Source organism: Thioclava sp. UBA3469 (genome assembly GCF_002378135.1).
Lineage (GTDB): Bacteria > Pseudomonadota > Alphaproteobacteria > Rhodobacterales > Rhodobacteraceae > Thioclava > Thioclava sediminum.
This window is the reverse complement of record NZ_DFRG01000179.1, coordinates 1-24,351: the sequence shown is the minus strand read 5'-3', so window position 1 is coordinate 24,351 and position 24,351 is coordinate 1. Positions and strand designations below refer to the sequence as shown.

27 protein-coding genes and 1 pseudogene are annotated in these 24,351 nt (G+C 63.5%); 22 read left to right on the top strand and 6 right to left on the bottom strand.

Annotation, left to right across the window (positions count from 1 at the left end; translation table 11 throughout):
• Positions 1 to 384, top strand: a 384-nt coding sequence (locus B3D39_RS13225) for a hypothetical protein (protein ID WP_286789777.1), incomplete at its 5' end; no start/stop codon positions are given.
• 403 nt (positions 385 to 787) lie between these two features.
• Complete coding sequence (locus B3D39_RS13220; protein ID WP_009574204.1) at positions 788 to 952, top strand: hypothetical protein; 165 nt, start codon at positions 788 to 790, stop codon at positions 950 to 952.
• 366 nt (positions 953 to 1,318) lie between these two features.
• Here the strand turns inward: B3D39_RS13220 and B3D39_RS13215 are convergent, their stop codons facing one another.
• Both B3D39_RS13215 and B3D39_RS13210 read right to left on the bottom strand, forming a co-directional pair.
• Complete coding sequence (locus tag B3D39_RS13215; RefSeq protein ID WP_038147426.1) at positions 1,319 to 2,656, bottom strand: ATP-binding protein; 1,338 nt, start codon at positions 2,654 to 2,656, stop codon at positions 1,319 to 1,321.
• Positions 2,653 to 3,312, bottom strand: a complete 660-nt coding sequence (locus tag B3D39_RS13210; protein ID WP_038147429.1) for a response regulator transcription factor — start codon at positions 3,310 to 3,312, stop codon at positions 2,653 to 2,655. Before B3D39_RS13210 ends, B3D39_RS13215 begins: the two co-directional genes overlap by 4 nt.
• Before the next feature lie 145 nt (positions 3,313 to 3,457).
• Between B3D39_RS13210 and B3D39_RS13205 the strand changes: the two genes are divergently transcribed.
• The 9 genes from B3D39_RS13205 to B3D39_RS13165 all read left to right on the top strand — a co-directional run bounded on the left by B3D39_RS13205 (position 3,458) and on the right by B3D39_RS13165 (position 12,940).
• Entirely contained in the window at positions 3,458 to 3,775 is a 318-nt protein-coding gene (locus B3D39_RS13205; protein ID WP_038068680.1) for a PepSY domain-containing protein, read from the top strand.
• Positions 3,732 to 5,117 (top strand): ferredoxin reductase family protein, encoded by a 1,386-nt coding sequence (locus B3D39_RS13200; RefSeq protein WP_038147432.1) that lies wholly within the window; start codon positions 3,732 to 3,734, stop codon positions 5,115 to 5,117. Before B3D39_RS13205 ends, B3D39_RS13200 begins: the two co-directional genes overlap by 44 nt.
• 183 nt (positions 5,118 to 5,300) lie before the next feature.
• Positions 5,301 to 5,657, top strand: a complete 357-nt coding sequence (locus tag B3D39_RS13195) for a hypothetical protein (RefSeq protein WP_038147435.1) — start codon at positions 5,301 to 5,303, stop codon at positions 5,655 to 5,657.
• A 38-nt stretch (positions 5,658 to 5,695) separates the two neighbouring features.
• Positions 5,696 to 6,166 (top strand): DUF2271 domain-containing protein, encoded by a 471-nt coding sequence (locus B3D39_RS13190; RefSeq protein WP_038147438.1) that lies wholly within the window; start codon positions 5,696 to 5,698, stop codon positions 6,164 to 6,166.
• Positions 6,167 to 6,177: 11 nt separating this feature from the next.
• Complete coding sequence (locus B3D39_RS13185) at positions 6,178 to 8,385, top strand: PepSY domain-containing protein (protein WP_038147440.1); 2,208 nt, start codon at positions 6,178 to 6,180, stop codon at positions 8,383 to 8,385.
• Positions 8,366 to 9,346 carry an FAD:protein FMN transferase gene (locus tag B3D39_RS13180; protein WP_038147442.1) on the top strand — a complete coding sequence of 327 codons (981 nt, stop codon included), beginning with the start codon at positions 8,366 to 8,368 and terminating at the stop codon, positions 9,344 to 9,346. Before B3D39_RS13185 ends, B3D39_RS13180 begins: the two co-directional genes overlap by 20 nt.
• Positions 9,347 to 9,351: 5 nt before the next feature.
• Positions 9,352 to 11,259 carry a heavy metal translocating P-type ATPase gene (locus B3D39_RS13175; protein ID WP_038147445.1) on the top strand — a complete coding sequence of 636 codons (1,908 nt, stop codon included), beginning with the start codon at positions 9,352 to 9,354 and terminating at the stop codon, positions 11,257 to 11,259.
• Entirely contained in the window at positions 11,256 to 11,957 is a 702-nt protein-coding gene (locus B3D39_RS13170; protein ID WP_038070015.1) for a VIT1/CCC1 transporter family protein, read from the top strand. Before B3D39_RS13175 ends, B3D39_RS13170 begins: the two co-directional genes overlap by 4 nt.
• 578 nt (positions 11,958 to 12,535) lie before the next feature.
• Positions 12,536 to 12,940 (top strand): single-stranded DNA-binding protein, encoded by a 405-nt coding sequence (locus B3D39_RS13165; protein ID WP_008335991.1) that lies wholly within the window; start codon positions 12,536 to 12,538, stop codon positions 12,938 to 12,940.
• 139 nt (positions 12,941 to 13,079) lie between these two features.
• Here B3D39_RS13165 and B3D39_RS13160 read toward each other — a convergent pair whose 3' ends face one another.
• Positions 13,080 to 14,219, bottom strand: coding sequence for a hypothetical protein (locus tag B3D39_RS13160; protein ID WP_038147450.1), 1,140 nt, complete (start codon positions 14,217 to 14,219; stop codon positions 13,080 to 13,082).
• A gap of 303 nt (positions 14,220 to 14,522) precedes the next feature.
• Between B3D39_RS13160 and B3D39_RS13155 the strand changes: the two genes are divergently transcribed.
• The 10 genes from B3D39_RS13155 to B3D39_RS13105 all read left to right on the top strand — a co-directional run bounded on the left by B3D39_RS13155 (position 14,523) and on the right by B3D39_RS13105 (position 20,617).
• Entirely contained in the window at positions 14,523 to 15,722 is a 1,200-nt protein-coding gene (locus B3D39_RS13155) for a hypothetical protein (protein WP_038147531.1), read from the top strand.
• 93 nt (positions 15,723 to 15,815) lie between these two features.
• Complete coding sequence (locus tag B3D39_RS13150) at positions 15,816 to 16,316, top strand: hypothetical protein (protein WP_038147453.1); 501 nt, start codon at positions 15,816 to 15,818, stop codon at positions 16,314 to 16,316.
• A gap of 96 nt (positions 16,317 to 16,412) precedes the next feature.
• Entirely contained in the window at positions 16,413 to 16,931 is a 519-nt protein-coding gene (locus tag B3D39_RS13145) for a hypothetical protein (RefSeq protein ID WP_038147455.1), read from the top strand.
• A 97-nt stretch (positions 16,932 to 17,028) separates the two neighbouring features.
• Positions 17,029 to 17,520: a DUF6878 family protein gene (locus B3D39_RS13140; RefSeq protein WP_038147456.1), complete on the top strand. Its 492-nt coding sequence runs from the start codon at positions 17,029 to 17,031 to the stop codon at positions 17,518 to 17,520.
• Between the two features lie 10 nt (positions 17,521 to 17,530).
• Positions 17,531 to 17,908 carry a DUF6915 family protein gene (locus B3D39_RS13135; RefSeq protein ID WP_038147458.1) on the top strand — a complete coding sequence of 126 codons (378 nt, stop codon included), beginning with the start codon at positions 17,531 to 17,533 and terminating at the stop codon, positions 17,906 to 17,908.
• Between the two features lie 274 nt (positions 17,909 to 18,182).
• The gene (locus tag B3D39_RS13125; RefSeq protein WP_038147460.1) at positions 18,183 to 18,602 is read left to right on the top strand and encodes a hypothetical protein; all 420 of its coding nucleotides are present in this window, start codon (positions 18,183 to 18,185) and stop codon (positions 18,600 to 18,602) included.
• The gene (locus tag B3D39_RS13120; protein WP_038147462.1) at positions 18,595 to 19,239 is read left to right on the top strand and encodes a hypothetical protein; all 645 of its coding nucleotides are present in this window, start codon (positions 18,595 to 18,597) and stop codon (positions 19,237 to 19,239) included. The genes B3D39_RS13125 and B3D39_RS13120 overlap by 8 nt, the downstream gene beginning before the upstream one ends.
• Before the next feature lie 65 nt (positions 19,240 to 19,304).
• Positions 19,305 to 19,706 carry an MbcA/ParS/Xre antitoxin family protein gene (locus B3D39_RS13115; protein ID WP_038147464.1) on the top strand — a complete coding sequence of 134 codons (402 nt, stop codon included), beginning with the start codon at positions 19,305 to 19,307 and terminating at the stop codon, positions 19,704 to 19,706.
• Complete coding sequence (locus tag B3D39_RS13110; RefSeq protein ID WP_018065914.1) at positions 19,703 to 20,404, top strand: RES family NAD+ phosphorylase; 702 nt, start codon at positions 19,703 to 19,705, stop codon at positions 20,402 to 20,404. The genes B3D39_RS13115 and B3D39_RS13110 overlap by 4 nt, the downstream gene beginning before the upstream one ends.
• 36 nt (positions 20,405 to 20,440) lie before the next feature.
• Positions 20,441 to 20,617, top strand: a complete 177-nt coding sequence (locus B3D39_RS13105) for a DUF1778 domain-containing protein (RefSeq protein ID WP_156102977.1) — start codon at positions 20,441 to 20,443, stop codon at positions 20,615 to 20,617.
• An 82-nt stretch (positions 20,618 to 20,699) separates the two neighbouring features.
• Here B3D39_RS13105 and B3D39_RS13100 read toward each other — a convergent pair whose 3' ends face one another.
• The 3 genes from B3D39_RS13100 to B3D39_RS13090 all read right to left on the bottom strand — a co-directional run bounded on the left by B3D39_RS13100 (position 20,700) and on the right by B3D39_RS13090 (position 23,081).
• A complete protein-coding gene (locus B3D39_RS13100; RefSeq protein ID WP_038147466.1) occupies positions 20,700 to 21,617 on the bottom strand; it encodes a nucleotidyl transferase AbiEii/AbiGii toxin family protein in 918 nt (305 codons plus the stop codon).
• Positions 21,607 to 22,419, bottom strand: coding sequence for a type IV toxin-antitoxin system AbiEi family antitoxin domain-containing protein (locus B3D39_RS13095; RefSeq protein ID WP_038147469.1), 813 nt, complete (start codon positions 22,417 to 22,419; stop codon positions 21,607 to 21,609). Before B3D39_RS13095 ends, B3D39_RS13100 begins: the two co-directional genes overlap by 11 nt.
• A gap of 365 nt (positions 22,420 to 22,784) precedes the next feature.
• Positions 22,785 to 23,081 carry a hypothetical protein gene (locus B3D39_RS13090; RefSeq protein ID WP_038147533.1) on the bottom strand — a complete coding sequence of 99 codons (297 nt, stop codon included), beginning with the start codon at positions 23,079 to 23,081 and terminating at the stop codon, positions 22,785 to 22,787.
• Positions 23,082 to 23,257: 176 nt separating this feature from the next.
• Here B3D39_RS13090 and B3D39_RS13085 point away from each other — a divergent pair.
• A pseudogene (locus tag B3D39_RS13085) lies at positions 23,258 to 24,351 on the top strand (methylase); the annotation flags it as partial.

Sequence of the window (24,351 nt, the reverse complement as noted above, 5' to 3'; positions counted from 1 at the left end):
AAGAAGCTCGCGGCCTGGGAGCGCTCGAACGGCGTCGGCCGTCTCGTCAAGAAGGAGCCGCCGCGACCCTATCCAACCTGGACGGCGCCGGCGTCGTTCACGCTGCACGAGGGGAACTTCTCCTCGGACGGGGTCATTCTCGTCACCATCATGCGAACGCATTCGGCTGACAGTGCGTTGACCTTCGAGGTCGCTGAGGAACCACAGCCTGGGCAGGTGCGTGTCCTGCTGGATTTCGGCGGTTGCACGGAGCTGCTCCACCTGGCCGAGTCTGTCACGGCTGCCGAACTCTGGATCGCCAGAGAAGGCTATCGCAACGCGCGGCTGGAGATCGTCGGCAGCGAGGACGGCGACAGGGCAGGGGACGCGGATTTTGCCGCCTGAGCCGATGTAGAACCCAAGGGGCCCGCCAGAGCGCGGGCCTCTCACCCATCACGATCCTGTCCTGCGAGATCGCGGGGCACCATAGGATCCATTCCAACACGGAATGACGTATTCCTTGAAAAGCCTGCCCGGGAGGCTGGCACCGATGGCATCAGCGGGACACCCGGCTCCAGTCAGCGGTCGCACAATCCCCCGCTCGCCATTCCCTTCCTTGCCCCGAATCCCGTCTTCGAGATCAACCCGCGAGGGGTCGGACTACGGGCGAGCCCGTGCCGCCGGGTGGATTCGGCCCCGTTTCACTTTTTCGGGCCGAACGCACCCGGTGATGTCAGGCAGTCTTCGGGCCTGCGAGGTCCTGTCGCGCGGGGGATGGTCCTCCGCCTCCAAGACAGGAGCCAAACAGATGTCCCGCAAAGATGCTCACGCCTTCGCCGCCTCTCTCGCCGCCACGCTCATGGTCTCGATCGTCGTCTTCCAGGCCGGTGATGGAACCTATGGCGCCGTCCCCGCTGATGAAATCGACGGAGACGAGGTCGTGATCGTCTCGGAATACGATCCCTTCGGGTGAGGCTTCGGCCTCACTTCCCGAGGGCCCAGGCGTGGCACAGGTGTGCACTTGGGCCTAGTAATGTCCCCGTGACCGGGGATAGTCAGTCGGCTAACAATCGCTTCCGACAGTCTGCTTCTACCATGTTCGGGAAGCCTTTTCGTCGATCATCCCTATATGCTGGAAACAGCGGTCACCCCCATGGTGAGCGCTGGTTACATGACGTTCATCAGCGCGGGGTCCATTCCGAACAGGCTGCTGGCGCTGTGCGCTGCCTTTCCGAGCGTCACGCTGCATAGCACGGTAACCGACGCGCCAGGCCAGGCCCTGATGATCTTGATCCCAAGGCTGCATTTGACCCTTTGGGAACCAAAGTGGATGTCGCTGTCACTCGCTGTCGTCTATCGGCAACCTGAGCGATACTTGAAAACCTGTGGTCCGGCCCGGCCGCGGCGATTGAAGGACAAGGCGGCTGCTGATCCGCTCTGCGATTGCGGCGACGATGGCAAGACCCAGGCCGCTGCCGTCGGAGGTGGCAGAGGCCCGCTCGAAACGCGCTGTCAGCCGGTCGAGCGTTTCGCCTGGCACGACAGGGCCGTCATTTGCCACGGTGAACTGGCCAGATGCGGTCAGCGTGACGTCGACCGGGGTAGTCTGTCCCCCATGACGAAGAGCGTTTTCCACGAGGTTCCGGCACAGAATGGCGAAGGCGTCGGGATCAAGATCTGACATGACAGCCATGTCGGGAAGATTTAGCCTGATACGATCTGGCGTGCCCGTGCGGCCAATATCGTCCACCACAATTCTCGCAACGCCCCTCAGATCCGAGCTTTTGTCCATCCTCAATCGCCCGCCTTCTGCCCGCGCGAGTTGCATCATGCGTTCTGTGCGTCGCGTCAGCCTTTTCAGCGTCTCCTCGATGTCGGTCGCACGTTGTGCAGCCGCTCGGTCCTTGGTTTCTGACCTAAGCCTCTGCGCCTGCGCGATCGCTCCCGCGAGTGGTGTGCGTAGCTCGTGAGCGGCATTCGCAGCAAAGCTTCGCTCGGCCTCGAACGCTTCGCGCAATCTGGCCAGCAGGCTGTTCAGGGTGTCAGCCAGCGGGCCGATTTCAGTTGGAAGCCCCTCGTGAGGAACCTGCGAAAGGTCGCGAGCGCCACGTGCTTCCAGCCGCGCGCGGAACCGGCGCAGAGGATCAAGGCTGAAGCGAACTGCCAGGATGATCGCGATCAAGGCCACTGGAAGCACGATCAGCAAGGGCAGGCCGAGACCCATCTGGATTTCGCGAGCCACCGACATGCGGTGGGCCAGCGGCTCGGCCACTGTGATGCGGATCGTGTCCTGAAGCGCCGCGTCGCTGTAGAGACGGTGCGTCGCGGTCTGGCGAAACCCGGGCCCGTCATAGGAGGGGAACACGGTGGGGTCCGCCGCATGCGATTGCAACAGGACGCGGCCTTCGGCATCGCGCACGAGATAGGTGAAGAACTCGTCGTGCTCACGGATCGGGGCGAGCCGCTGGGTCACACCCTGATCTTCCCGCCCGACGATGTCGGTTGCTGCCAGCGGCAGGATCCGCTCCGCTGTCTCACGGAGCGCGCTGTCGAAGACCTCGTCCATTTCGGCCCGGACGATTACGGCCGTCACCGTCGCTGCGAGAAGCCACAGCACCGTCAGCACCAGCCCCACCGACAGGCCGAGCCGTGCCTCTAGGCTGACGGGCCACTTCATGGCCTGCCCAGGCGGTAGCCCATGCCGCGCTCGGTCTCGATGATTGCGCTCCCCAGTTTCTTCCGCAGGCGGCTGACATGGACCTCGATGGTGTTGCTCTCGACCTCGGCGTCGAAAGCGTAGAGCTTCTCCTCCAACTGCGCCTTGGACAGGAGCTGCCCGGGACGCGCGAGGAAGGCTTCGAAGAGCGCCCATTCCCGCGCCGTCAGCGGCACATGTCTGCCATCCCGATGGACGCTGCGCGCGGCAAGGTCGATGTCGAGCGGTCCGTGGGTCAGGATCGGGTTGGGGTTGCCGCTGTAGCGCCGCGCGACCGATCCGATCCGCGCCGACAGTTCCGACAGGTCGAAAGGCTTCACAAGATAGTCGTCAGCGCCTGCATTAAGCCCGTCGATCCGATCGGACACCTGGTCGAGTGCGGTAAGAATGATGACCGGTGTCACGTCGCCCCGCGTGCGCAAGCCCTTGAGAAACCCTATACCGCGCCCGTCCGGCAGCATCAGGTCGAGCAGGATTAAGTCGTAGGACGTAGCAGCCATGGCATCGCTTGCCGCATCCAACCGCGTAACCCAATCCACTGACTGGCCATCGGCTGCGATCTGGTCGCGCACGGCAGCGCCGAGGGTCGTGTCGTCTTCGATCAGCAATATGCGCATGGTCGTACCCGTTCTTGTCTGATGTCCCTGCATGATCCGTCTGGCTGACACGAAGCTGAAGCCTGTGGGTCGCGCCCGTTCAGGCTGTCGTCAGTTTCGCAGCGCATGAAGTGCATCAAGAGGCGAGCCACTAGGAGTGTGCCCCATGAAGAAGACATTGACAATTATCGGCTTTCTCGCGGTCTTCCCGGCCGGCGCGGCGCTGGCTGACGACGACTGCTTCGTTCCGATGGCTGATTGGCAGCCGCGCGACGCGGTTGCCCGTCTTGCCGAGGAAAATGGCTGGGCGGTGCGCCGCATCAAGATCGACGATGGCTGCTACGAAATTGACGGCCGGGATGCCCAAGGGCGTGCGATCGAGGTGACGGTCCACCCGGCGACGTTGGAAGTAATCGAGTTCGAGTTTGAGGACGACGATGATGATCGTCGCGACCGCGATCACGAGAGACGCGACGATGACTGATACGGCGCATCGTGATGGTAATGTCTCTGCGCCGGGCCTTCCCACACTCCCTCGGCTTTCCCTCAACTCTCCTCTGGCCCTGACGGGCCCGGTGCTGGTGGCGCTGCCATGCCTGCTGGCGGCTCTGTTCGGGATGAACACCTATGCGCCTTATGGTGCGGATGCAGCATTTGGTATTGCCGTCGGGGCCGCGGCAGTTGTCGCGATGGCACAGACCTTGATCCTCGCCGCACGGCCGCCACTGGTGGAACCATTGTTCGGCGGTCTCGATCGAATGTACCGGGTCCACAAATGGCTCGGCATTTCCGCGATGGTCCTGATGATACTGCACCAGCAGATAGAGCCGGATTTCGAGCGTTTGGTGCGTGAAACCTCCCTTGGGGACCTAGGTGAAGAGGCGGGCGAACTTGCCTTCAACGCACTTCTCGCCCTAGTCGCTGTCAGCTGGTTCCGGAGATTGCCCTTCATCGGGCTCGAGATTCCCTATCAGCTCTGGCGGTTCAGCCATCGTTTCATGGGAGCCCTTTTTGCAATCGTGGTGTTTCACCAGTTTTTTGTCGACATGCCTGCTGGGGTGGACCCGACATTCATGTTGGTGCTGAATGCTTTCGGAATCGCCGGAGTTGTCGCCTGGATCTTCACCGAGTTGCTCGCTCCGCATCTACGGCGTAGAGACTTCACTGTCAGCCAGATCAGCCAGACCGGTGACACGACCACCTTGATGCTCACTCCCAAAGGCCGTGCCATGCGGTGGCGGCCCGGGCAATTCGCTTTCGTTCGAGCGCCGGAAGCTGGACTGTCCGAGCCGCACCCTTTCACGATCGCCAGTGCCCCGCGCCCTGATGGCTCCCTGACGTTTTCCATCCGGGCTCTGGGTGGGTGGACACGGAGCCTTCCGGCGACGTTGCGGACCGGAACGCGCGTGCAGGTCGAAGGCCCCTATGGGCGGTTCGATTTTCGCAAGGGCGGTGCGCGCCAGATCTGGCTGGCCGGCGGTATAGGTATCACGCCGTTCCTCGCCTGGGCGGAAAGCCTGACGGAGGCGGAAAGGCGCGACATTCACCTCGTCCACTGTGTTCGAACGCAAGACGAGGCGATCGGGTTGGAGACGCTGCGCGCTGCGGCCGCCCGCAATCCGAGTTTCAGTTTCGAGGTGGTCGTCACGGCGCGCGATGGCAGGCTCACGGCCGAGCGCCTGATCGGCGCGGTCCCTTTCGCGATCCGGCAAGCCGATTTGTGGTTCTGCGGCCCAACCGGTCTGAAGGACGGGATTCTCAAGGGCTTGAAAGCACAAGGCCAAACGCCTCGCCGTGTCCGCTTCGAGCAGTTCGAATTCGCCTGAACGCGGGGCAGGGCGCATAGCCATGCCAGCCCTGTAGCCTGCGCTCGCATCTTTTTGGCCCCGCCATCATCGGCGGGGCCATTTTTTTCCTGACGGCAAGCTGAAGGAGGAATCGCTGGGGCGTCAGGAAGCCCTCAGGTCGACGCGCCAGATTTGTCTCATCAGACGAAAGGAGACCTTGCCATGAAAAAGACCCTGACCCTTCTCGCAGCGACAACGGCGCTGACCGCCGCCATCGGCGTTCCTGCCTGGAGCGCGATGCAGGCCCCGGCCGACAGCATGCTTCGGCCCGTGGCCGCGCTCTTTGACGACGCCTCACAAGACATGCCTCTCATTCTCGCAAGCGACGATGACGACCGCTGGCGGGACGGTTCGCGTCGCGGACACGACAATGACGATGATGATGATGACTGTGACGACGATGATGACGACGACGATTGTCGGGGCGGCGCCCGCAATCCCGCGCCCGCTGGAACGGTCGCTCCTCCTCAGAACGGCCTCTTCGGAAATGGCGCCCCTCCGCAGGTTCAGGTGAACTGAACAGCTCCGAAGCCCCTCTCCGAATAAGGATACATCCGATGAAATCGCTTCTCGCAACGCTCGCTCTCACCACCGCGCTAACGCTCCCCAGCCTCGCCATGGCGCGGCCGGTGACACTGACCGCAACGCTCAATAATTACGGCGGCGACGGCGCCTATCTTGCGCTCTACGTCACAGATACCTCTGGAGCCTATGTCGGCAGTCTCTGGATGGCTGGTGGCAAGTCCAAATACTACGAGCATCTGAGCGACTGGTACCGTGCCACGGGCGGCGATACTGCGCAGGTCAACGGCATTACCGGGGCCAGCGTCGGCGCGGGCCGCAGTCTTGAGATCACGCTTGATCTGGCTGATGCGCTGTTCGATGCGGGCTACACGCTCCACATCGACGCGGCCGTCGAGGACATGCGCGACAGTCCGAACGAGGTGGCGGTGCCGCTCACGACCGACGGCGCGGGCACGCCGGTGCGCGGGCGCCGGTACGTCGCCAGCTTCGCCTACGACATGTGAGGATCGGGGCCATGATCCGTGCACTCCATCGCTGGCCGGGTCTTCTGGCCCTCGCGCTCGTCACGATTCTCGCGCTGAGTGGCGCGGCACTGTCGGTCTTCCCTGCGGCCGAACGGCTTGCCGCCCTGCAGCCGGAGACCGGGCTCACGGTCGCCGCCCTCGCGGACCGCATTCGGGCGGTCCATCCGGGCGTGGAGCAGATCCGCCGGTCGCCCTCGGGCCGGATCACTGCCTACTGGTTCGATCAGGGCGCGCCGGGGGCCGCCGTGATCGACCCGGCGACGGGTGAGGGCGTGGCCTCGGCCGACCCGAACCAGGCCGAACGCTGGCTCACCAACCTGCACCGCTCGCTGTTCCTCGGGGACGGCGGCCGCATCGCCATGGCCGCAGGGGCGGCCGCGATGCTGATCCTCTCGCTCTCCGGCGCGGCGCTGGTCGCGCGGCGGGCGGGAGGCTGGCGACACTGGTTCGCGCGCTTGCGCGGACCGCTTGCCGGGCGGCTGCACGTCGAGATCGCCCGGATCGCCGTCGTCGGCTTCGTTCTGTCTTCCACGACCGCCCTCTGGATGACGGCGTCGACCTTCGATCTCCTGCCGGATGGCGGCGCCATCCCGGCCATGCCGACCGAGGTCAGTGGAGCGACGGGGTTTGCGCTGGACCGGATGGCCACGCTGCAGCAGACGCCCGTCGCCGAGTTGCGCGAACTGAGCTTTCCCTATCCCGGCGACGCTACGGACGTCTTCACGCTGAAGACCGACCGTGGGACCGGGTATCTCGATCAGGGCACCGGGGCGCTGCTGGCCTGGACTGACCTGACCGGGTGGGAACGCGTTTCGGAAACCATCTACATGCTGCACACCGGACAGGGCGCGGCGACGCTTGGCCTCGTTTTGGGCCTGATGGCGCTCGGCGTCCCGGCCATGGGCGTGACTGGCGTTGTCGTCTGGCTCGCGGGACGGAGGGGGCGGCCGCGCATCCGAGGCAATCAGCCCGCGGGACGTGCCGAGACGATCCTGCTCGTCGGCAGCGAGGGCGGCAGCACCTGGGGATTTGCGGCCACGCTCCACACCGCACTGACGCAAGCCGGGCAGAAGGTACACACAACACCGATGTCGGCCTTCGCGCCAGAACGCTACGCTATGGCCCAGCGGATCATCCTGCTCGCCGCAACCTATGGCGACGGCGCGGCGCCCGCCTCGGCGAAGGGCTTTCTCGACCGGCTGAACGCGTGCGACCGGGCGGCGGACATCCCTCTTGCGGTGCTCGGCTTCGGCGATAGAAGCTTTCCGGCCTATTGCGCCTACGCGGAGTCCGTCGCAACTGCGGCAGAGGCGAAGGGCTGGCCCGAACTGCTGGCTTTCGACACAATCGACCGCCAGTCGCCGCAGGATTTCGCCCGCTGGGGCCGCGCACTGGGCGACGCTCTCAGGGTCGACCTCGAGCTGTCGCACCAGCCCGTCTTGCCGAAAACTGAAACGTTGACCCTCGTCTCGCGCCGCGACTACGGCGCCGAGGTGCAGGCCCCGACCGCGATCCTCCGCTTCGCGCTTCCGCGCGTCACGCTCTGGCAGCGGCTGGTCGGGGCGGGCTTCGCGCGGTTCGAGGCCGGTGACCTGATCGGCGTCCTGCCGGAAGGAAGCGCCGTCCCGCGGCTCTATTCGCTCGCCTCCGCGCGCTGCGACGGCTTCATCGAGATCGTCGTGAAAAAGCACCCCGGCGGTCTCTGCTCGGGTCAGCTCACGGCCCTGGAGCCGGGCGATACGGTCACCGCCTTCCTCCGCCGCAACCCTGGCTTCCGTCCGGGGCCGAGCCGGGCACCGCTGATCCTGATCGGCGCGGGGACCGGCATCGGGCCGCTCGCGGGTTTTGTGCGCGGCAACACGCGCCGCAGGCCCATCCACCTCTTCTTCGGGATGCGGCATCCCAAAAGCGATTTCTTCTACGGCGAGGAACTGCCCGCCTGGCAGGATGAGGAACGCCTGGTGCGTCTGGTCATGGCGGTCTCGCGGGTGGAGCATCCGCACTACGTGCAGGACGCGTTGCGGGACGACGCGGCCCAGGTCACCAGACTGATCCGTGACGGGGCGCGCGTGATGGTCTGCGGCGGTCGTGAAATGGCGGCGGGCGTGGCCGATACGCTGGCCGAGATCCTCGCGCCGGCCGGGCTCACGCCGGCAGTCCTGAAGGCGGAGGGGCGGTATGTCGAAGATGTCTACTGAGCTGGTGAAGGTCGCGCTGAACGGACCGACCATGGGCACACGCTGGTCCACGCTGTTCTTCGCGGAACCGGACTTCGACCCGGCCACGGTCCGCGTGGCGCTTCAGGCGGCTGTCGATGAGGTGGACGCACAGATGTCCACCTGGAAACCCGATAGCCACCTGATGCGGCTCAATGCGGCGCCGGTCGGCGAATGGATCGCTGTTCCCGCGCGATTGCGCGAGGTGATACGCCTCGGCCTGGAGATCGGGCGCGCCTCCGGCGGGGCCTTCGATATCGGCATGGGCGACGCGGTTAAAGCTTGGGGCTTCGGGCCAGGAGACGTCACGCCGGATGGCATCCGCGCAGCGATGAAAAACCCTCGTTGCCCGGCGCATGAAGTCCTGGAGTTCGACGGCGACCACGTTCGCAAGACCGCGCCCGTCGCGCTCGACCTCAACGGTATCGCCAAGGGTTATGGCGTCGACCGCCTGGCCGAGACCCTGCGCGATCATGGGATTTCCGCCGGACTCATAGGGATTGACGGCGAGATGCGGGCGATGGGTGTGCGGCCAGACGGCGAGGCCTGGACCATCGCGGTCGAGGCGCCGGACTCCGAGCGCCGAAGGCCGCATTCAATCCTCGCGCTGCAGGACGCGGCCGTCGCGACCTCGGGCGACTACCGCCACTGGGTCGAGGTGCAGGGTCGCCGTCTCTCGCACACAATGGATCCGAGACGCGGCGCGCCGCTGATCGCGTCGCCTGCCTCCGTCACCGTCGTTGCCCGCAGCTGTGCCGAGGCCGATGCCTGGGCAACGGTGCTTATGGTGCTCGGTCTCGACAAAGGAGCGAAACTCGCAAGAAAACAAGGGCTTGACGCCCTGTTCCTCCTGCGCGATGATGCAGGGAGCGCGAGGGGCGTAGGAGTCGGACGACTTTTTTCCGAAGAGCCAGCGGCGATGACCCCAGCAGAGGGGAGATAAGCCGAATGGACCAGACCCGCACCGATCGCTTCAAGACCGCAATTCTGCTTCTGGCCGTGATTGGTCTGATCGCGGGTCTTGCATTCTATTTCGCTGGCAGGCGCGACATCGCGAACATCGTCTGGTTCGCCGGGGTTGTTCCAGCCCTTGCCGCGCTCACAGTCGAGATCCTGCGCAGCATTGGACGCGGCGAGGTGGGCCTCGATATCGTCGCAGCGCTGTCGATGACTGCCGCGCTCGTCTTCGGTGAGACTCTCGCCGCGGCGGTCGTCGCGGTGATGTATTCCGGTGGCACCTTCCTCGAAAGCTTCGCAGAAGGCCGCGCCCGGCACGAGATGCACGACCTGTTGTCCCGAGTTCCGCGGACAGCGACACGGCATCGCAATGGCGGCCTCGAAGATATACCGCTTGAGGAAATCGCTCCCGGCGATCGGCTGCTGATCCGTCAGGGCGACGTGGTGCCGGTGGACGGCACGGTGGCCTCTGACGCGGCCTTTGTCGATACTTCGGCGCTGACCGGCGAGTCGCTACCGGTGCGGCTTGCACGCGGGGCCGAGGCCATGAGCGGCTCTACCAATGCAGGCGAGGCTTTCGACGTCACGGCGACCCGCGAGGCCAAGGACAGCACCTATGCCGGAATCGTCAGACTGGTCGAGGAGGCGCAGGCGTCCAAGGCACCGATGTCACGGCTGGCCGACCGATGGTCTCTGGGATTCCTGGCCGTCACCGTGACCATAGCCTTCGCTGCCTGGTGGTTCACCGGCGACCCCATCCGGGCCGTCGCCGTTCTGGTCGTGGCGACGCCCTGTCCGCTGATCCTCGCCGTTCCTGTGGCGCTGGTCGCGGGCCTGTCGCGAGCCGCGCATTTCGGCGTGCTGATCAAGGGCGCGGGGCCACTCGAAACGATGGCGCGGATCCGCACGCTCATCCTCGACAAAACCGGAACGCTGACGGATGGCCGCCCGAAGATCGTGTCGATAAATAGTGCGGATGGCATGGACGAGGACGACATCCTGCTCTTTGCGGCATCCCTCGATCAGGCCTCCAAGCACCCAGTGGCACAGGCCGTCGTCGCCGCCGCGAAGGAGCGGGGCTTCTCTCTACCCGTTCCGTCAGACGTGGCGGAGATTCCGGGCGAAGGCGTCGTCGGCTATGTCGAAGGCCGGAAGATCATCGTCGGCGGGGATGCCTTCGTCGCATCCCGCGTCGGACGGCGGCCCGGCGATCATTCCGCCATCGCCGCTGGTTCGGTCCTCGTTGCTGTCGCGGTCGACGGGCACATGGTAGGGCATCTCGTCATGTCCGATCCCCTGCGCGACGGCGCGGGCCAGATGCTGGACGGGCTGCGGCGCGAGGGGATCGCGCGTATCCTGCTCGCGACCGGAGACCGCGCTGACGTGGCCGAGCGTGTCACCGAAGGGCTTGGGCTCGACGGTCTGCGGGCCGGGCTGACACCGGACCAGAAAGTGTTGCTCGTTCTCACCGAGCGCAAGAACGGCCCGGTGATGATGGTGGGCGACGGGGTCAACGACGCGCCCGCGCTCGCAGCGGCAGACGTGGGCGTCGCCATGGGCGCACGGGGCGCGGCGGCCTCGGCGGAGGCGGCGGATGTCGTGCTGCTTGTCGACCGTATCGACCGCCTCGGGCCAGGGATCGAGATCGCGCGCGGCGCGCGCCGCATCGCTGTCGAAAGCGTTGTCGCCGGGATCGGCCTTTCGGTCATGGGCATGATCGCGGCGGCTTTCGGCTATCTCACTCCGGTGCAGGGGGCGCTCCTGCAGGAGGTCATCGACGTTGCAGTGATCCTGAACGCCCTCCGCGCGCTGCGCATCGCGCCCCATGAACCCACTATTCCGAAACCAAAGGCTGTCTCCTCCGGGCAGGATGACATCGCGCAAGGAGCCACGCCATGAGCCGCCTCTCGCATTCCGAAATCCACATGGTGCATCGCATCGGCTGGCTGCGGGCCGCCGTTCTCGGCGCGAACGACGGGCTGGTGTCGACGGCAAGCCTCGTGGTCGGCGTCGCCGCAGCAGGATCGGGAAAGCCGGAGGTCCTTATAGCGGGGCTGGCTGGCCTCGTGGCCGGCGCGATGTCCATGGCGGCAGGCGAGTACGTCTCAGTCAGTTCTCAGACTGACGCGGAAAACGCTGACCTTGCGCGCGAGACCCGCGAACTGGCGGAAACACCCGAGGCCGAACTCGAAGAACTTACCCAAATCTATGTCGAGCGAGGGCTGGACCGAGACCTTGCCGAAAAGGTGGCCGTGCAACTGACCGAACGTGACGCGCTCGGATCGCATGCCCGCGACGAGCTTGGCATCTCCGAGACCGTGACAGCCCGCCCGATCCAGGCCGCCTTGGTGTCGGCGCTGACCTTCGCCGTGGGTGCGGTGCTGCCCTTGATCGTCGTACTGGTCGTCCCGGATGCACGGATCGTTTTCTTGGTCGCCGTGTCGACGATCCTCGGCCTCGCGGTTCTTGGTGGATTAGGCGCTTCTGCTGGCGGTGCTGGTGTTATTCGAGGTGCTGCAAGGGTCACGCTCTGGGGTGCACTCGCCATGGCGGCGACCGCTGGAGTCGGTGCGCTGTTCGGGGTCGCCGTAGGCTAGGGAGTAGCCGAGGTCTCGGGCGGAAGCTTCCACGTTGGCGCGGGCTTCCACCTTGTGCCGATCTTCGAATGTGGCAATCGCTTTGGCGACGTCATTCTGCATTTTCTTCAGCTCGCTGAGCGACAGTACGTCGAGATCGAAAGCAGCCGTTGGTGCGGTCCGTGTCCTGAATATTCCGGTATCGATAGCCCGTCGCGGCAAGGCCCTGCATTCCGCAGCACGGAAGGGCAGGGGGGCGAGAGCCGGTGATAGCCACTTGGGCCGCTAGCGGCGTGCTGGGCTTTGGGTCAAACAGTCCCGATGGGCAAGGGGACATGGTCTGGCATGGGCTCCCCGTATCTCTCTGTCTCCTGGGCCATCCCTTCGACTGACAATCCCCTAATCCCGTTCGATCTCCTGCGCGCAACCCCGCGTCAGTCCGGGCCGTGTTGGCCGCCTTTGGCGTCCTGCCCGCTCCACCCCGGTCCTCTGGGGGTGTCCGGTGTCCATGCTGTCCACCGTGCACGCGTCACCCGACGGGCTTTTTCAGGGTCTTGTCGAAGGGACGGTCCCGAAGACAGGAAACACAGGAGCTTATCATGCAGAACATCGTCATCCTCGCCGGCAACATCGGTCAGACCCCCGAAGTCCGCACCACCCAGAGCGGCACCAAGATCACCAACTTCAGCCTCGCCACCTCGCGCCCCCGCCTCTCGGAAGGCCGTGTGATGCGCGACGAGAACGGCTACCGTGTCATGGACACCGAATGGCACCGCATCACCTGCTTCAACGGTCTCGGCAAGACGGTCGCGGAGCATTGCGAAAAGGGCATGAAGGTCCTCGTCCACGGTCGCATTCACTACACCAAGTGGATCGACAGCATGGGGAACGACCGCTACGGCTGCGAGATCATCGCCGAGAAGGTCGACTTCCTGAGCCGTCCGAAGTCGGCCGAGAACGAAAACCCCGAGCTGGTCGACCGCGACGACGAGATCCCGTTCTGAGGAACGGGGTCTCCCCCTCGGGCCCGGCGGGTTAAACCGCCGGGCTAAAAGTCTCTTCGGGCCACTGGAAAAGGCACCCACGCTTGCCTTCCGGTGCTGAGCGCCTTGAATGCGCCTAATTGTTCAACATGCGCACGAGCTAGATTTCGTCTTTGGTTCTGGTCGCGCCGTGACTGCGATACGCGTCGAGCATCAACCGCGTATATTCGGCCGTGCTCTGGGTCACGGTGCCCAAACCGGGCCATGCGAACAACGGATCCGACCAAGTAACTTCCAACTCAATCTCGATCCCAAGCAGTGCGGCCACTTTGATCGCAGCGGTCGGCTCCTTGTCCTCGGGCCAGTAGTGATCCTCGAAGGAAACAACCACGTCGAGATCGTCATCAACCCAGATTTCGGCCAGACTCGCTCCCATGCGCTCGCTGGCATTGGTCGCATCCTCGAACAGGGCAGCCCGGATCAAATGGGTCACCTGGTCACTGTTGAGGTCAAGCCTTGGCCGCGGATCTATAATTGACACGATGGGTTCAATCTCTTGCCTTTCGGCGCGGGATTGGACTGGCACTGGTTTTTCATCGGTCGGTTCCAGCCAGAAGGCTTCTGGAAAAATGTTGATTGGTGATGCGCCGCAGCTGGGGCAGTGCCATTGGTTTCCAGCGATCTGTGGGCCGGTGATCTCTGAGTTGCAGTGAAGGCAGTACCAGAGGTTCGATTCCTCCATCTCCAAGAACGGGTGCCGCACATTTCCTTCCGCATCCGGCTTTGTGGCGCGCCGTGGCCAATCGGCAAATCGCCGCGCCTTGACGCTCTGCATCAATTCCCTCGCAATCCCGATGGCTTCTTCACGTAGCACGCGATCGTTCATCGGGCTGGTCTGGGCATGCTTGATGTCGATCTCGACACGAGGGGCGGCCAAAGGGTTTTCTGGCAGCACGATCTGCCAACCCTCACCATCCATGCGGACGTCACCAAGCATTGTTTTCAGTTCGTATGGATGCCCCCGTACTTCTCCTCGAGTGACGGCATCGGGGCTTCCGAAGATATGGTCGAAGGTCGCACCCTCGTAGGAAGTGATCCGTTCCACGAAGGCCTTGATCGTGGCAACTTGTGCTTCGGAGGGAACCCACTCTCCTTTGGCGCTGCCTGTCAACGCATTCCAATGAGCAAAGCCCATTCGACTGGCAACAAAGTCGAGCGCTACGTGCTGTGGTTGACCCGTCGCCCTAGCGTAACGCTTCGCCAGTAGTTTCAAAGTCTTGAGCTTAGTGTTCTCTGTCATGATCCATGTCCAAGCCGGATCTGACTAGGTGCCCGCTGCTAATCAGACCCGCCGATGGCATGAGGTCTGCTGTTCGAAATTAAGATCGCTGCAAAGCTTCGCGTGGCGGGCACACCGGCCTGCGAGAAAGGCCTTGTTTAACCTCTGCCATTTTTGAACGCAGGTCAACACCAGCGAGTTGCGGGCGTGCGGCGCCTCCGACTTAGCGCCGTTTGCCCGAGAGAGTTTGAGGTTGGCCGGTTTCCCGGTGACGGGTTGAGGGCTGGGAGAGTGGCTCCCGGCGCCTGTCGCGGAGGAATGCCGATGGGCGTTGTGGAAGTTCTGGATGCGGTACAGCCGACGCGGGCTGGTGGCTGGAAAGTGGATGTGAGCCGGGGTGACCGGAATGGGCGGGTGTCGTCCGAATGGTTCAACAGGCCGGATGACGAGCGGTACCTGTCGCTCGACGATCTCTGGGCCAATGTGAAGGGTCGCTCTGAGCGCAGCCGCAGCCGGGTGGTGCAAACCGCCGACATCCGTGTCGAGGCAGCGCGCGACAGTGCAGAGCGGCTGCACTTGGTCCTGCCGAAAGCGCATGAGCCGATCGCACCCACGCACTGGGCCTTCGGCCAGCTTGCCAGCATCGTCGGTGCCCCGGCATCCTACCTGCGGCAGCTTCCCGCGCCTCTGGCGGGGATCAACCTGCAATACGGTTTGACCAACCACCGCGCCGAGCAGGTGAAGACCTTCGAGACCGAGGATGGCCGCACGGAACTGCGCGCCGTGACCGGTCCCGACTACGGCCGCATCCATGACTTCGAGCTTGTCGAGGCGGTTCAGCGCATCGCGGGCAATGGCACGGGCGATACGCGCTGGAAGGTACCGGGTGTGCTGGATTGGTCGACCGGGGTCTACAACCCCGATGTCGAAATCAGCCGCGACACGACCACGCTCTACGCCTCGGACCGCGATGTCTTCCTGTTCCTGGTCGATGATCGCAACCCGATCGAGGCGGGCAAGCTGGCGGACGGCTCCCCCGATCTCTATTTCCGGGGCTTCTATTGCTGGAATTCCGAGGTGGGCGCGAAGACCCTCGGCATGGCGAGCTTCTATCTGCGGGCGGTGTGCCAGAACCGCAACCTCTGGGGCGTCGAGGATTTCCAGGAGATCAAGATCCGTCACTCGAAATACGCCGCTTCGCGCTTCGCACATGAGGCCGCGCCCGCGTTGACGCGGTTTGCCAATTCCTCGCCGCAGGGGTTCGTGAACGGCATCAAGGCGGCGCGCCAGCAGATCGTGGCGCGCAGCGACGCGGACCGCGCGGATTTCCTGCGCAAGCGCGGTTTCTCGAAGGCCGAATCCGGCAAGATCATCGAGAAGGTGCTGATGGAGGAAGGCCGCCCGCCCGAGAGCATCTTCGATTTCGTGCAGGGCATCACGCGGCTCGCTCGCGACAAGACTCAGCAGGATGCACGCCTCGACATGGAAGGGCGCGCCAAGAAGCTCCTCGACCGCGTTGGCTAATGTGGCGACCGGAGGCGATATCGCCTCCGGTCTCGTTCCTGTTTCATCGATCTGCTACCGTGCCCGAAATGTTTAGGTGTTGGAAGTACGCGCATGGAAGAAATCGATTGGTCAGATCGTGCATTTTATGATGACGGCGAATGGGTTACCTGGTCGGAAATCGACGAGCAGCTTCGCTACAAGGAGTGGGGCGCAAAATACCCGAACGCGATTAGGTCTATGATCCCATATTTTGAGGATCTCCTGTCCCTCGCGGAAAGCTACCACCTCGAGACCGGCCTTCACCTCTCTGTCTACGGCGATATCGGTGAGCTGTTTGGTGCTATCACGTATGGTATCAAGCTGAACAAGACCTATGCCCAGGGTGCTGACGGAAGACTTGGCAATGATCATGTCGAGGTCAAAACCATTACGCCATTCAAGACAAAGGATGTGGTTGTGGTCGATACAAATGGGCATTTCAACAAGCTCTTGGTTGTAAAGATCAACGAGGATTTTCAGGTCTCGGGTCGGATGATCGACCGAAAAGATCTCCCAAAGCGCGAAGGGCGCTACTTGCGGGTTCGATGGAGCGATTTACCAACGCCGAAATGATCGACCCGTTCAGCGACAGAGAGTCCGAGGGGGTGGTTTGGTCTTTGACGGTTTGAAGCGGGGAGAGAGGCTCTCCGCACCGTCGGAGATATGCCCATGTTCGACCTTCCTCTCCAAACTCAGCCGGAAACGCAGAAAACAGGTTTGCCGCCGAGCCTCCTGACCGTTTTTGCAGATCAAGACTTGCCGTTCGCACTCACGACGGCTTGCCATGCGCCCGCAGCTCTCATGTCCGGGCAGGCACACCCCAAGGTACTGGAGCGGTTTGCCACGCTGGCCGAGGCCATGCAGGGGGCAATCGTTCACGCCGAAGATATCACACCTGAAGACGCTCCGCGCATCCTGGCAATCCTCGATCGGGAGGGCCGTCTCGTTCTGGCCGGAGCTACCTGTGATGGCGGGGTCGCATGGTGCCACCCGGTCTCGGATGCCGCCGAAGCCCGCGCCGTCGTGTCCGAGGCCAGCCAGACCCGCGCGCAGGCCATGCGGGCGGCCGAGTGGCATGAACATAGCCTCGCGCGACGGCTGCGGCACCACGCCGACGTTCTCGATGCCCGTCTTGTCGATCCGCTCTGGCGTGTCTTCGCGTCTCGCGCCCTGCAGATCGCGGCGTGACGCCCGAGAGTCAGAGAAGGGCAGGGGAGGATGTGAGCCTAGGAGGACGAGAGAGAGCCTCGGGGTTCAGATCCTTTCCCTCATTTCGGAGTTTCCAATGTCCAAGATCGAACCCACCTTGGCCGCGCCGATGGCGCCGTCCAGGATTGATTTCGCCGCCGTGCTGGCTCGGCAGGCCGAGCGCGACGCGCGGATCGCAGCTTTGCGTCCGGCCAACAAGGAGCGCCTCTTCGATGGCCTGACTGCCGCGGGCATCACCCATGTGACCGTGAGCTTCGACGGTTATGGCGATAGCGGCCAGGTTGAAAGCATCGAATTCTACGCTGGCGAGACCGAGGTTGCTTTCCCCAAGACCGAGATCGCCTATGCCGCATTGACCTGGGACGACCCGGAGGTCGAGATGCGGGCGCTCTCGCTCGAGGATGCCGTGGAGCAACTGGCCTACGACTTGCTCTCCGACACCCATGGCGGTTGGGAAAAAAACGACGGGGCTTACGGCGAATTCTGCTTCGACGCGCTCGCTCGCACCATCCACCTCGAGTTCAACGAGCGCTTCACCTCGTCCGAACTCTACACACACGATTTCTGAGGGGGCGGCGATGGCACATCCGTACCACCACGCCCTGTCCTCGGTGAAGAAATGGGGCGGCACGGTCGAGGATTACCTCGCCGTGCATTCCTGGTTCGACCAGAGCAAGGAGATCACAGCCGATTTTCGGCACCGGGCGTTGCGCCACCATGCTGAGGGCATCTTCATGGCCGAGACAATCTTTGGTCCGACGCTTACGCTCTCCACCGGACGCATCATCCCGACCCGGTGGGTCGGCGAGCAGCATGTTAAGGAGGACCTCGGCTTCATCCCGAGCTTCGCCGATTGGGTGAAGGCCATTCGGCCCGAGCCTTGGATGGGTCGGACCGAACGGATCGAGGCAAAGGTCGATCCGCATCTCGCTTCGCCCGTGGTCGAGGTCATGTGACATGACCGATCCCACTTATCGACGTCTTGGCTTGCCGCCGACCGCTTCGCGACTGGCAGTGGTTCGCGCGGCGGTCCGGGCGCTACACCCCGACACGCGCGCTGTTTGCAGTCTCCGGCTGGCGCGCAAGCGCTTCTACCGGCAGATGCTCTGCGCTCATGCCGCACGGCAGGCGGCGGGCGACACGCCGACCGGCTGATCGTTCCCAACTACCCCTTCATCCCAATCGATCGCCCGGCCTCCTGGCCGGGTCTTCCCCATTAAGGAGGTCCCCATGGCGGATTGCTTCACCCATTTCTCATGCCTGATCGACGTCGGCAGCCCCGACAAGGCCGCCCGCGCGCTCGTGCTGTTTCAGGAACTTCGCGCTGCGGATCAGGACGCTGACGACCCAGATGTCGCTGGCTTCGATCTCGTGCACCAGGATGCCCCCGAGGGCAGCAGCCTCTGGATCCATGACGACGAACACGGCGATGTCGAAGCCGTCATCCGCTTCGTCTTGCGGCTCGCCGAAGACCTCGACCTCACCGGCCTTTGGGGGTTCCAGTATGCTCTGACCTGCTCCCGGCCGCGGCTCGACGCCTTTGGCGGCGGTGCGCATGCCATCGATCTTGGCGCTCGTAAATCCATCGGCTGGTCCAGCACGCAAGAATGGTTGGTCGCGGCGCTGAACGGGGAGGACGTCGATGCCTGAGATCATCTGCACCACTGTCTACCAGTTCTCCGAGCTCTCGGATGCAGCCAAAGAGAAGGCACGATGCTGGTATCGCGACCTCGGGCCCCACGACGACTGGTGGGACGCGGTCTATGAAGATTTCGAGCGGGTCTGCGAGATACTCGGCATCAGCCTGAAGACCACGCCCGTCCGCCTGATGAGCGGCGGGACGCGCCAAAAGCCCTGCATCTGGTTCTCCGGGTTCTGGAGTCAGGGCGACGGGGCCTGTTTCGAAGGATACTGGTCCCACGCCAAGGGCGCGGCCGCGCGCATTCGGGACTACGCGCCCAAGGACGCGACGTTGCACGGCATCGCCGACCGCCTGCAGGCCATCCAGCGGCGAAACTTCTACAAACTCGCCGCCGAGGCCAGCCACCGCGGCCGCTACTACCACGAATACTGCATGTCCGTGGACGTGACGCGCGACAGTCCGACGTGGCAGCCGCCGACCGAGGACGCGGAAAAAGTCGTGACCGAGGCCCTGCGCGATCTGGCCCGCTGGCTCTACAGCCAGCTTGAAGCCGAATTCGACCACCTCACCTCGGACGAGGCCATCGAGGAGGGGATCATCGTCAACGCGTATACGTTCACGGAAGGAGGGCGGCGGTTCGGATAACAGTGATCAAAGCGTAAGGTTCATTTGATCTTTACAGTAAGTCCATATGGACTATATTGAGGCCAATGGAGGACGCCATGTACGTTGCAGAGAAAATCCGGGAACCCGCACAGATCAACGCCGTCGCGTTGAAAGCTTATGCACGCGTAGCCGATGCTTGGGGTCTCAGTCTCAAGGAAGCAGCTGGCCTTGCCGACATGTCAGAGAGCACGTGGAAGCGCGCCAAGAAGCCGGATTTCGCCGGAGAGCTCACCAAGGACCAACTGCTGCGGCTCAGTGCGGTGATCGGCATCTACAAGTCGCTCGAACTCTACTTCTCCGAGCCGCTCGCGCGAAGCTGGTTCACCCGACCGAACACCGGCCCGCTGTTCGGGGGCAGCCGTCCGGTTGACACCGCCATCGAAGGTGGCTTGCCGCAGATCCTCGCGGTGCGGACCTATCTCGATGCGTTGCGTGGTGGGGCATGAAGCAGACCGAGGTTTCAGATCGCGGTCTCGTTCGTCTCCTGCCTGCCACCTACCACAAGCCGCCATCCCTGCGCGGTCTCGTCGATACCGATGACGAGATGGAGATCTTGGCAGAGATCGAGGGCCTGACCAGTGGACGTCTACAGGCCGAACGCGGGCGCAACCCACATCTGGACCCGCGCGAACTCGCTTGGCAACGCCGTAGCCGCGATCTGCGCATCTATGGGGACAGTCACGTCAACGCAGCCTTCACTTACACCCGCGCCGGCGGAAACCGCTTCAACGCCGAGGAGCGCGGCGCTTGGTACTGCGCATGGGATGTGATGGTTTCTGTCAGCGAAGTGGCCTGGCACCGCACACGCGAACTCGGCTTTACCGGCAGCTTCCACGACAGCGCCCGCTATGTGGAATTGCTGGCCGACTTCATCGGCGTCTTCAACGACATGACCGATGAGGCAGGTCATCCGGCGCTGCATCCGGATCCGGCTGTCGGGTATCCCGAGGGCCAAAGCCTGGCACAGCATCTGCGTCGGGGCGGATCCAAGGGCCTGATTTACCCTTCGGTCCGGGCTCCTGCACCGGGCGGGAATTGCCTGGTCTGCTTCGAGCCCCACGCAATTCAGAACGTTCGTCCGGGCGCGTCTTGGGATCTTGTTTGGGATGGGACACCGCACTACTCGATTGCGGCTGTCAGCTAATCCGCAAAACCGTAATTGCCCCGGAGGCCTATAAGGATGGCAACGCCTGATATTGAAAGCCCTGACCGCACCGATCTCAAGCAGATCGACCATGCGCACTTCTTTGAAGCGATGGACTCGCCGCCTTTGCCGACCGAAGCACTGCGCTCTGCCTTTCGTCGGGCGAAAACGCGGTCATTTCAGCGAAACGCAGGGCTTGGAAGCGCCGACTGAGTTCACCCGTCTTCGGCGCCTTCCATCGACGCGATGAGGATGGCCAACGCAAAGCGCCCCTCGCGACGGTGCTGGGCGTGGCTCAGCCCAGGAGCTTCAACAAGGCGTCGCGATGCGTGGCATGTTTTTCGGGGTTGTCGCGCTTCAGTTTGTTCAGGTTGAGGACTTTCCACTTCACGGCCGGTAGCTCAGCGGCTTGCGAGCGGTTGATCGCCGCAAAGTCAGGCTCGCCGTCCTGAAGCGTCAGGAGGAACTGCCTCGCCTTGTCATCGAGCCTCGATTGCAGATCGGCGACCAACTTCAGGCGTGTCGCCAAAAGTGTAGTGAGAGGGACGGGTGTTCTGGTCATGCCCTCGAATTCCCGTGCGTAGGGTTGCTCGAGATCGATCAGGTTCGGATCGAGAAGCTCATGCGCCGGTCGTGGCGAACTGGCGACATAGATCAGGAAGGTGTGGAAGAGGTCGTGCGTCACACCCTCGTTTTCGTAAAGGAGCGTGACGTCGTAGAGATCCCGTGGATGCTGCCTGTCGAGGGCAGCGTGCAGTTTGCCAGCGAACAGGTCCTCGAACGAGACGATCTGCATTTCGGCATAGCCATAGGCATCTTCCACGGCTGCAGAGACGGTCCGGATCTCCGGGTCGTGGACGACGCCACGGGTCACAGGCGAGGTTTCGATCTTGATCTCGGCATTCCCAAAGCGTGCCAGCAGCCGCGTGGCCCCGCCGCCGCCCCCTTGGATGCGCTGAGATTTCGCGCCGCGAATGCCGGTCTCGATGGCGGCCGCGATGCGATCCATCGCGGCATTGATCTCGTCCAGGCTCTCGGCGCGGTCCTTGATCGGAAGATAGGTCAGGTCGATGTCGACCGACAACCGTGGCAGATCTCGGTAAAATAGGTTAATGGCCGTCCCGCCCTTGAGCGCGAAGACGTTCTCGTCCGCGACATGTGGCAGAACGCGCACCAGCAGTGCAACCTGGGCTTCATAGGTCTCACGCGCCACTGTCGACCTCCGGTTTCACGAAATCTTCCGGCACCATGATCCGATAGCGCGGGTGGATTTTGCCACCTCGGACTAGGGCTCGGTCACCGCTTCCGAGATCGAAGGCCTGCGGGTCGATCCGTTTGCGCCAGGGATGATCGTGGCGGTCGGCGAAGACGAAGAACAGACGCTTTACCTTGATCTTCTGGCACGCTTGTAGGAGGTCGGAAATCAGCCTTGGGCGCAGGGTTGTCAGGCTCTCGAAGACCATGTCGAGCGTGTGGAAACTCTCATGGTGGGGCAACTCGTCCATGGCTTCCAGGATTGCGCGCTCCGGCGTCGACATTGTCAGACCCCAGTCCCATGGCTGGCCTGTCGTTTTGCCCTCGATCACACCCAGCTTCTGATCGGTGAACAAGGAACGGGGGCGGATATTGATCGGGGCATCCGTCGGCAGTTTGATCAGCCAGTTCGGGACCTTGTCCCCGTAGACCCAGACTGGAGCGCTTTCCCCCAGGCGGAGGTAATGGGCATGTCCTTGTTCACCGAGTGCCGTCGTGCTCCCGACATGCAAATCATGACCCATGATATGTTGCATCGAAAGGATGCAGGTCTTCCAGTCGATGCTGTTGGACGCCTGCATATTCGGGACTGGCCGGCGGAAGACGCCGCGTGCGATGCGCTCCAGCCAGCCGCGTTTCACATAGTCACGGAAGCTCTCATAGGCGATGCCTTGCGAGACGAGCCATGCCGCATCGACCAGATACCCGGCGGGTACGGCATCGAGCAGTTTCTTCAGATTCTGTGACCTTGCGGTGTCCATGATGCCTAAAGTGACAGATTTTCAAAGAGACATCTACAGGTTTCTTTGATGAGAATGTTTTTCCAGCGTTATGGACGCTTCTATCTCACCATTTCCAAAGAACTGAGGGACTAGCCCCAAGGGGTGTGAGATCTGAAGACGCTGGGTTGAGAGACGGCTACGACTTGCGGTGGTTACCGAAGGTCGCAGCGGTGCACCTCCCGGCGTGCCGCCGGAACCAGACCTTGGTCCTTCGGACAGGAGCTTGACCGAGGCTGATGTCCCGAAGGTCCAGTCTGCCAACCTACAGCTTGGCAGCTGCGCTCGGTTTGCCAAACCGCGGTATGGCAGAATCTCCGGCAGGTCGGAGCCAGCCGGTGCCGTTCTCACCTGTTCCCGTCGATCCACTTCGACATGAGCCCCCTGTCGCGGAAGCATTCGTCCGGAACGGCGCGCCTTTTGATCCGGGCGAGTTTTTCAGCGAAGGCCACCTGCTTGGACGTGGGCAGCCGGTCCATGTCCGATACCGGTTTCAGCTGGGCCTGAGCCTCGATCCAAGCGCTCAAAGATCGCCGGTCTTGCTGAACCTCCCAGGGCAGGAGCGTCCGGTTGCGCAGGGCGAGCGACCGCGCATAGGCGATCTGCTTGGGCGTCGCGGGCAGGGCGTGCGTGGTGCTTTCCATTGGGAAACTCCCTTTCTGGCTGGTTCTGAAAATAGAACATAACAAGAACATAATCAAGCCAAGCGTCGGGAACAACTTGGTGCGAGAGGGAGAGAGGGGCCGGGAAAGATCAGGTCCGAGGCTGCCCGAGAGAGGGTGTACGGGCCTGATCCTGTCCTTCATTCCGGAGTTTCCCGATGACCCATCTTGCCCCTGTTGCGCAGGCGTCCTTGCCTGCGCCCATTGTCCCGTTGGCAGCAAATCCTGCCCCTGCGATCGTTGCTGTTGCCGAAGCGCTGCAGCCCGATCTGGCGCAAGGGCTTCAGATCGACGCGCTGCGCCTGCGCCGCGAGATGGAACATGCCTTTGGCGGTTCCGATGCGACCGGTACCTGGGACTGGAAGCTCGCCTATGAGGCGGGCGAGGTGGCGCTGATCCTCTTTCTGCGAAAGTTCGGTCGGGCGCTGCTTGCGCGTGCCGGCTCGCCTGCGGCGCTCTTGCCGATCCTCGCCAAGGTGGCAGGCCTCTTGCCCACGCACACCCGGCGGTCGGAAGAGATGGAGCGCTTTCAGCAATTCTCGACGCCGCTGCCCATGGGGCTCGCGGCTGTGGCGGCAGCACAGATCACGCCCCGTGATCTTGTCCTAGAGCCGTCTGCCGGGACCGGGCTTCTGGCGATCCTCGCCGAGATCGCCGGCGGCACTCTGGCTCTGAACGAGTTGGCGGACACCCGCGCCGATCTTCTGCGCCTGCTGTACCCGGCCCGACCGGTCACCCGGTTCGATGCCGCGCAGATCGACGATCATCTCGATGCCTGCTCAAGCCCGAGCGTCATCCTGATGAACCCGCCCTTCTCGGCGGTTGCACATGTCGATGGTCGGACGACCGAGGCGACGGCGCGGCATCTGCGCTCGGCCCTCGCGCGTCTGGCCCCCGGCGGACGGCTCGTCGCCATCACCGGAGCCGGTTTCGCGCCGGATGCGCCGGCCTGGGCCGAGACCTTCGGCCGTCTGACCGAGACGGCCCATCTCATTTTCACCGGCGCGGTGTCGGGCGCAGCTTTCGCCAAGCACGGCACCAGCTTCGAGACGCGGATTTCTGTCTTCGACAAATGCCGCGGCGGCGAGCCGGGCGGCACCACCGCAGACCTGGCGCGCCCGATATCTCCTGATGTCGCCAGCCTGCTGTCGCTGATCACTACCCATGTCCCCCCGCGCCTCGAACTGGCGCAGGTCGCACCAGCCGGGCAGGGCCCCACTTCCCCCTTCCCGGGAAATCCTGCCCGCACCAC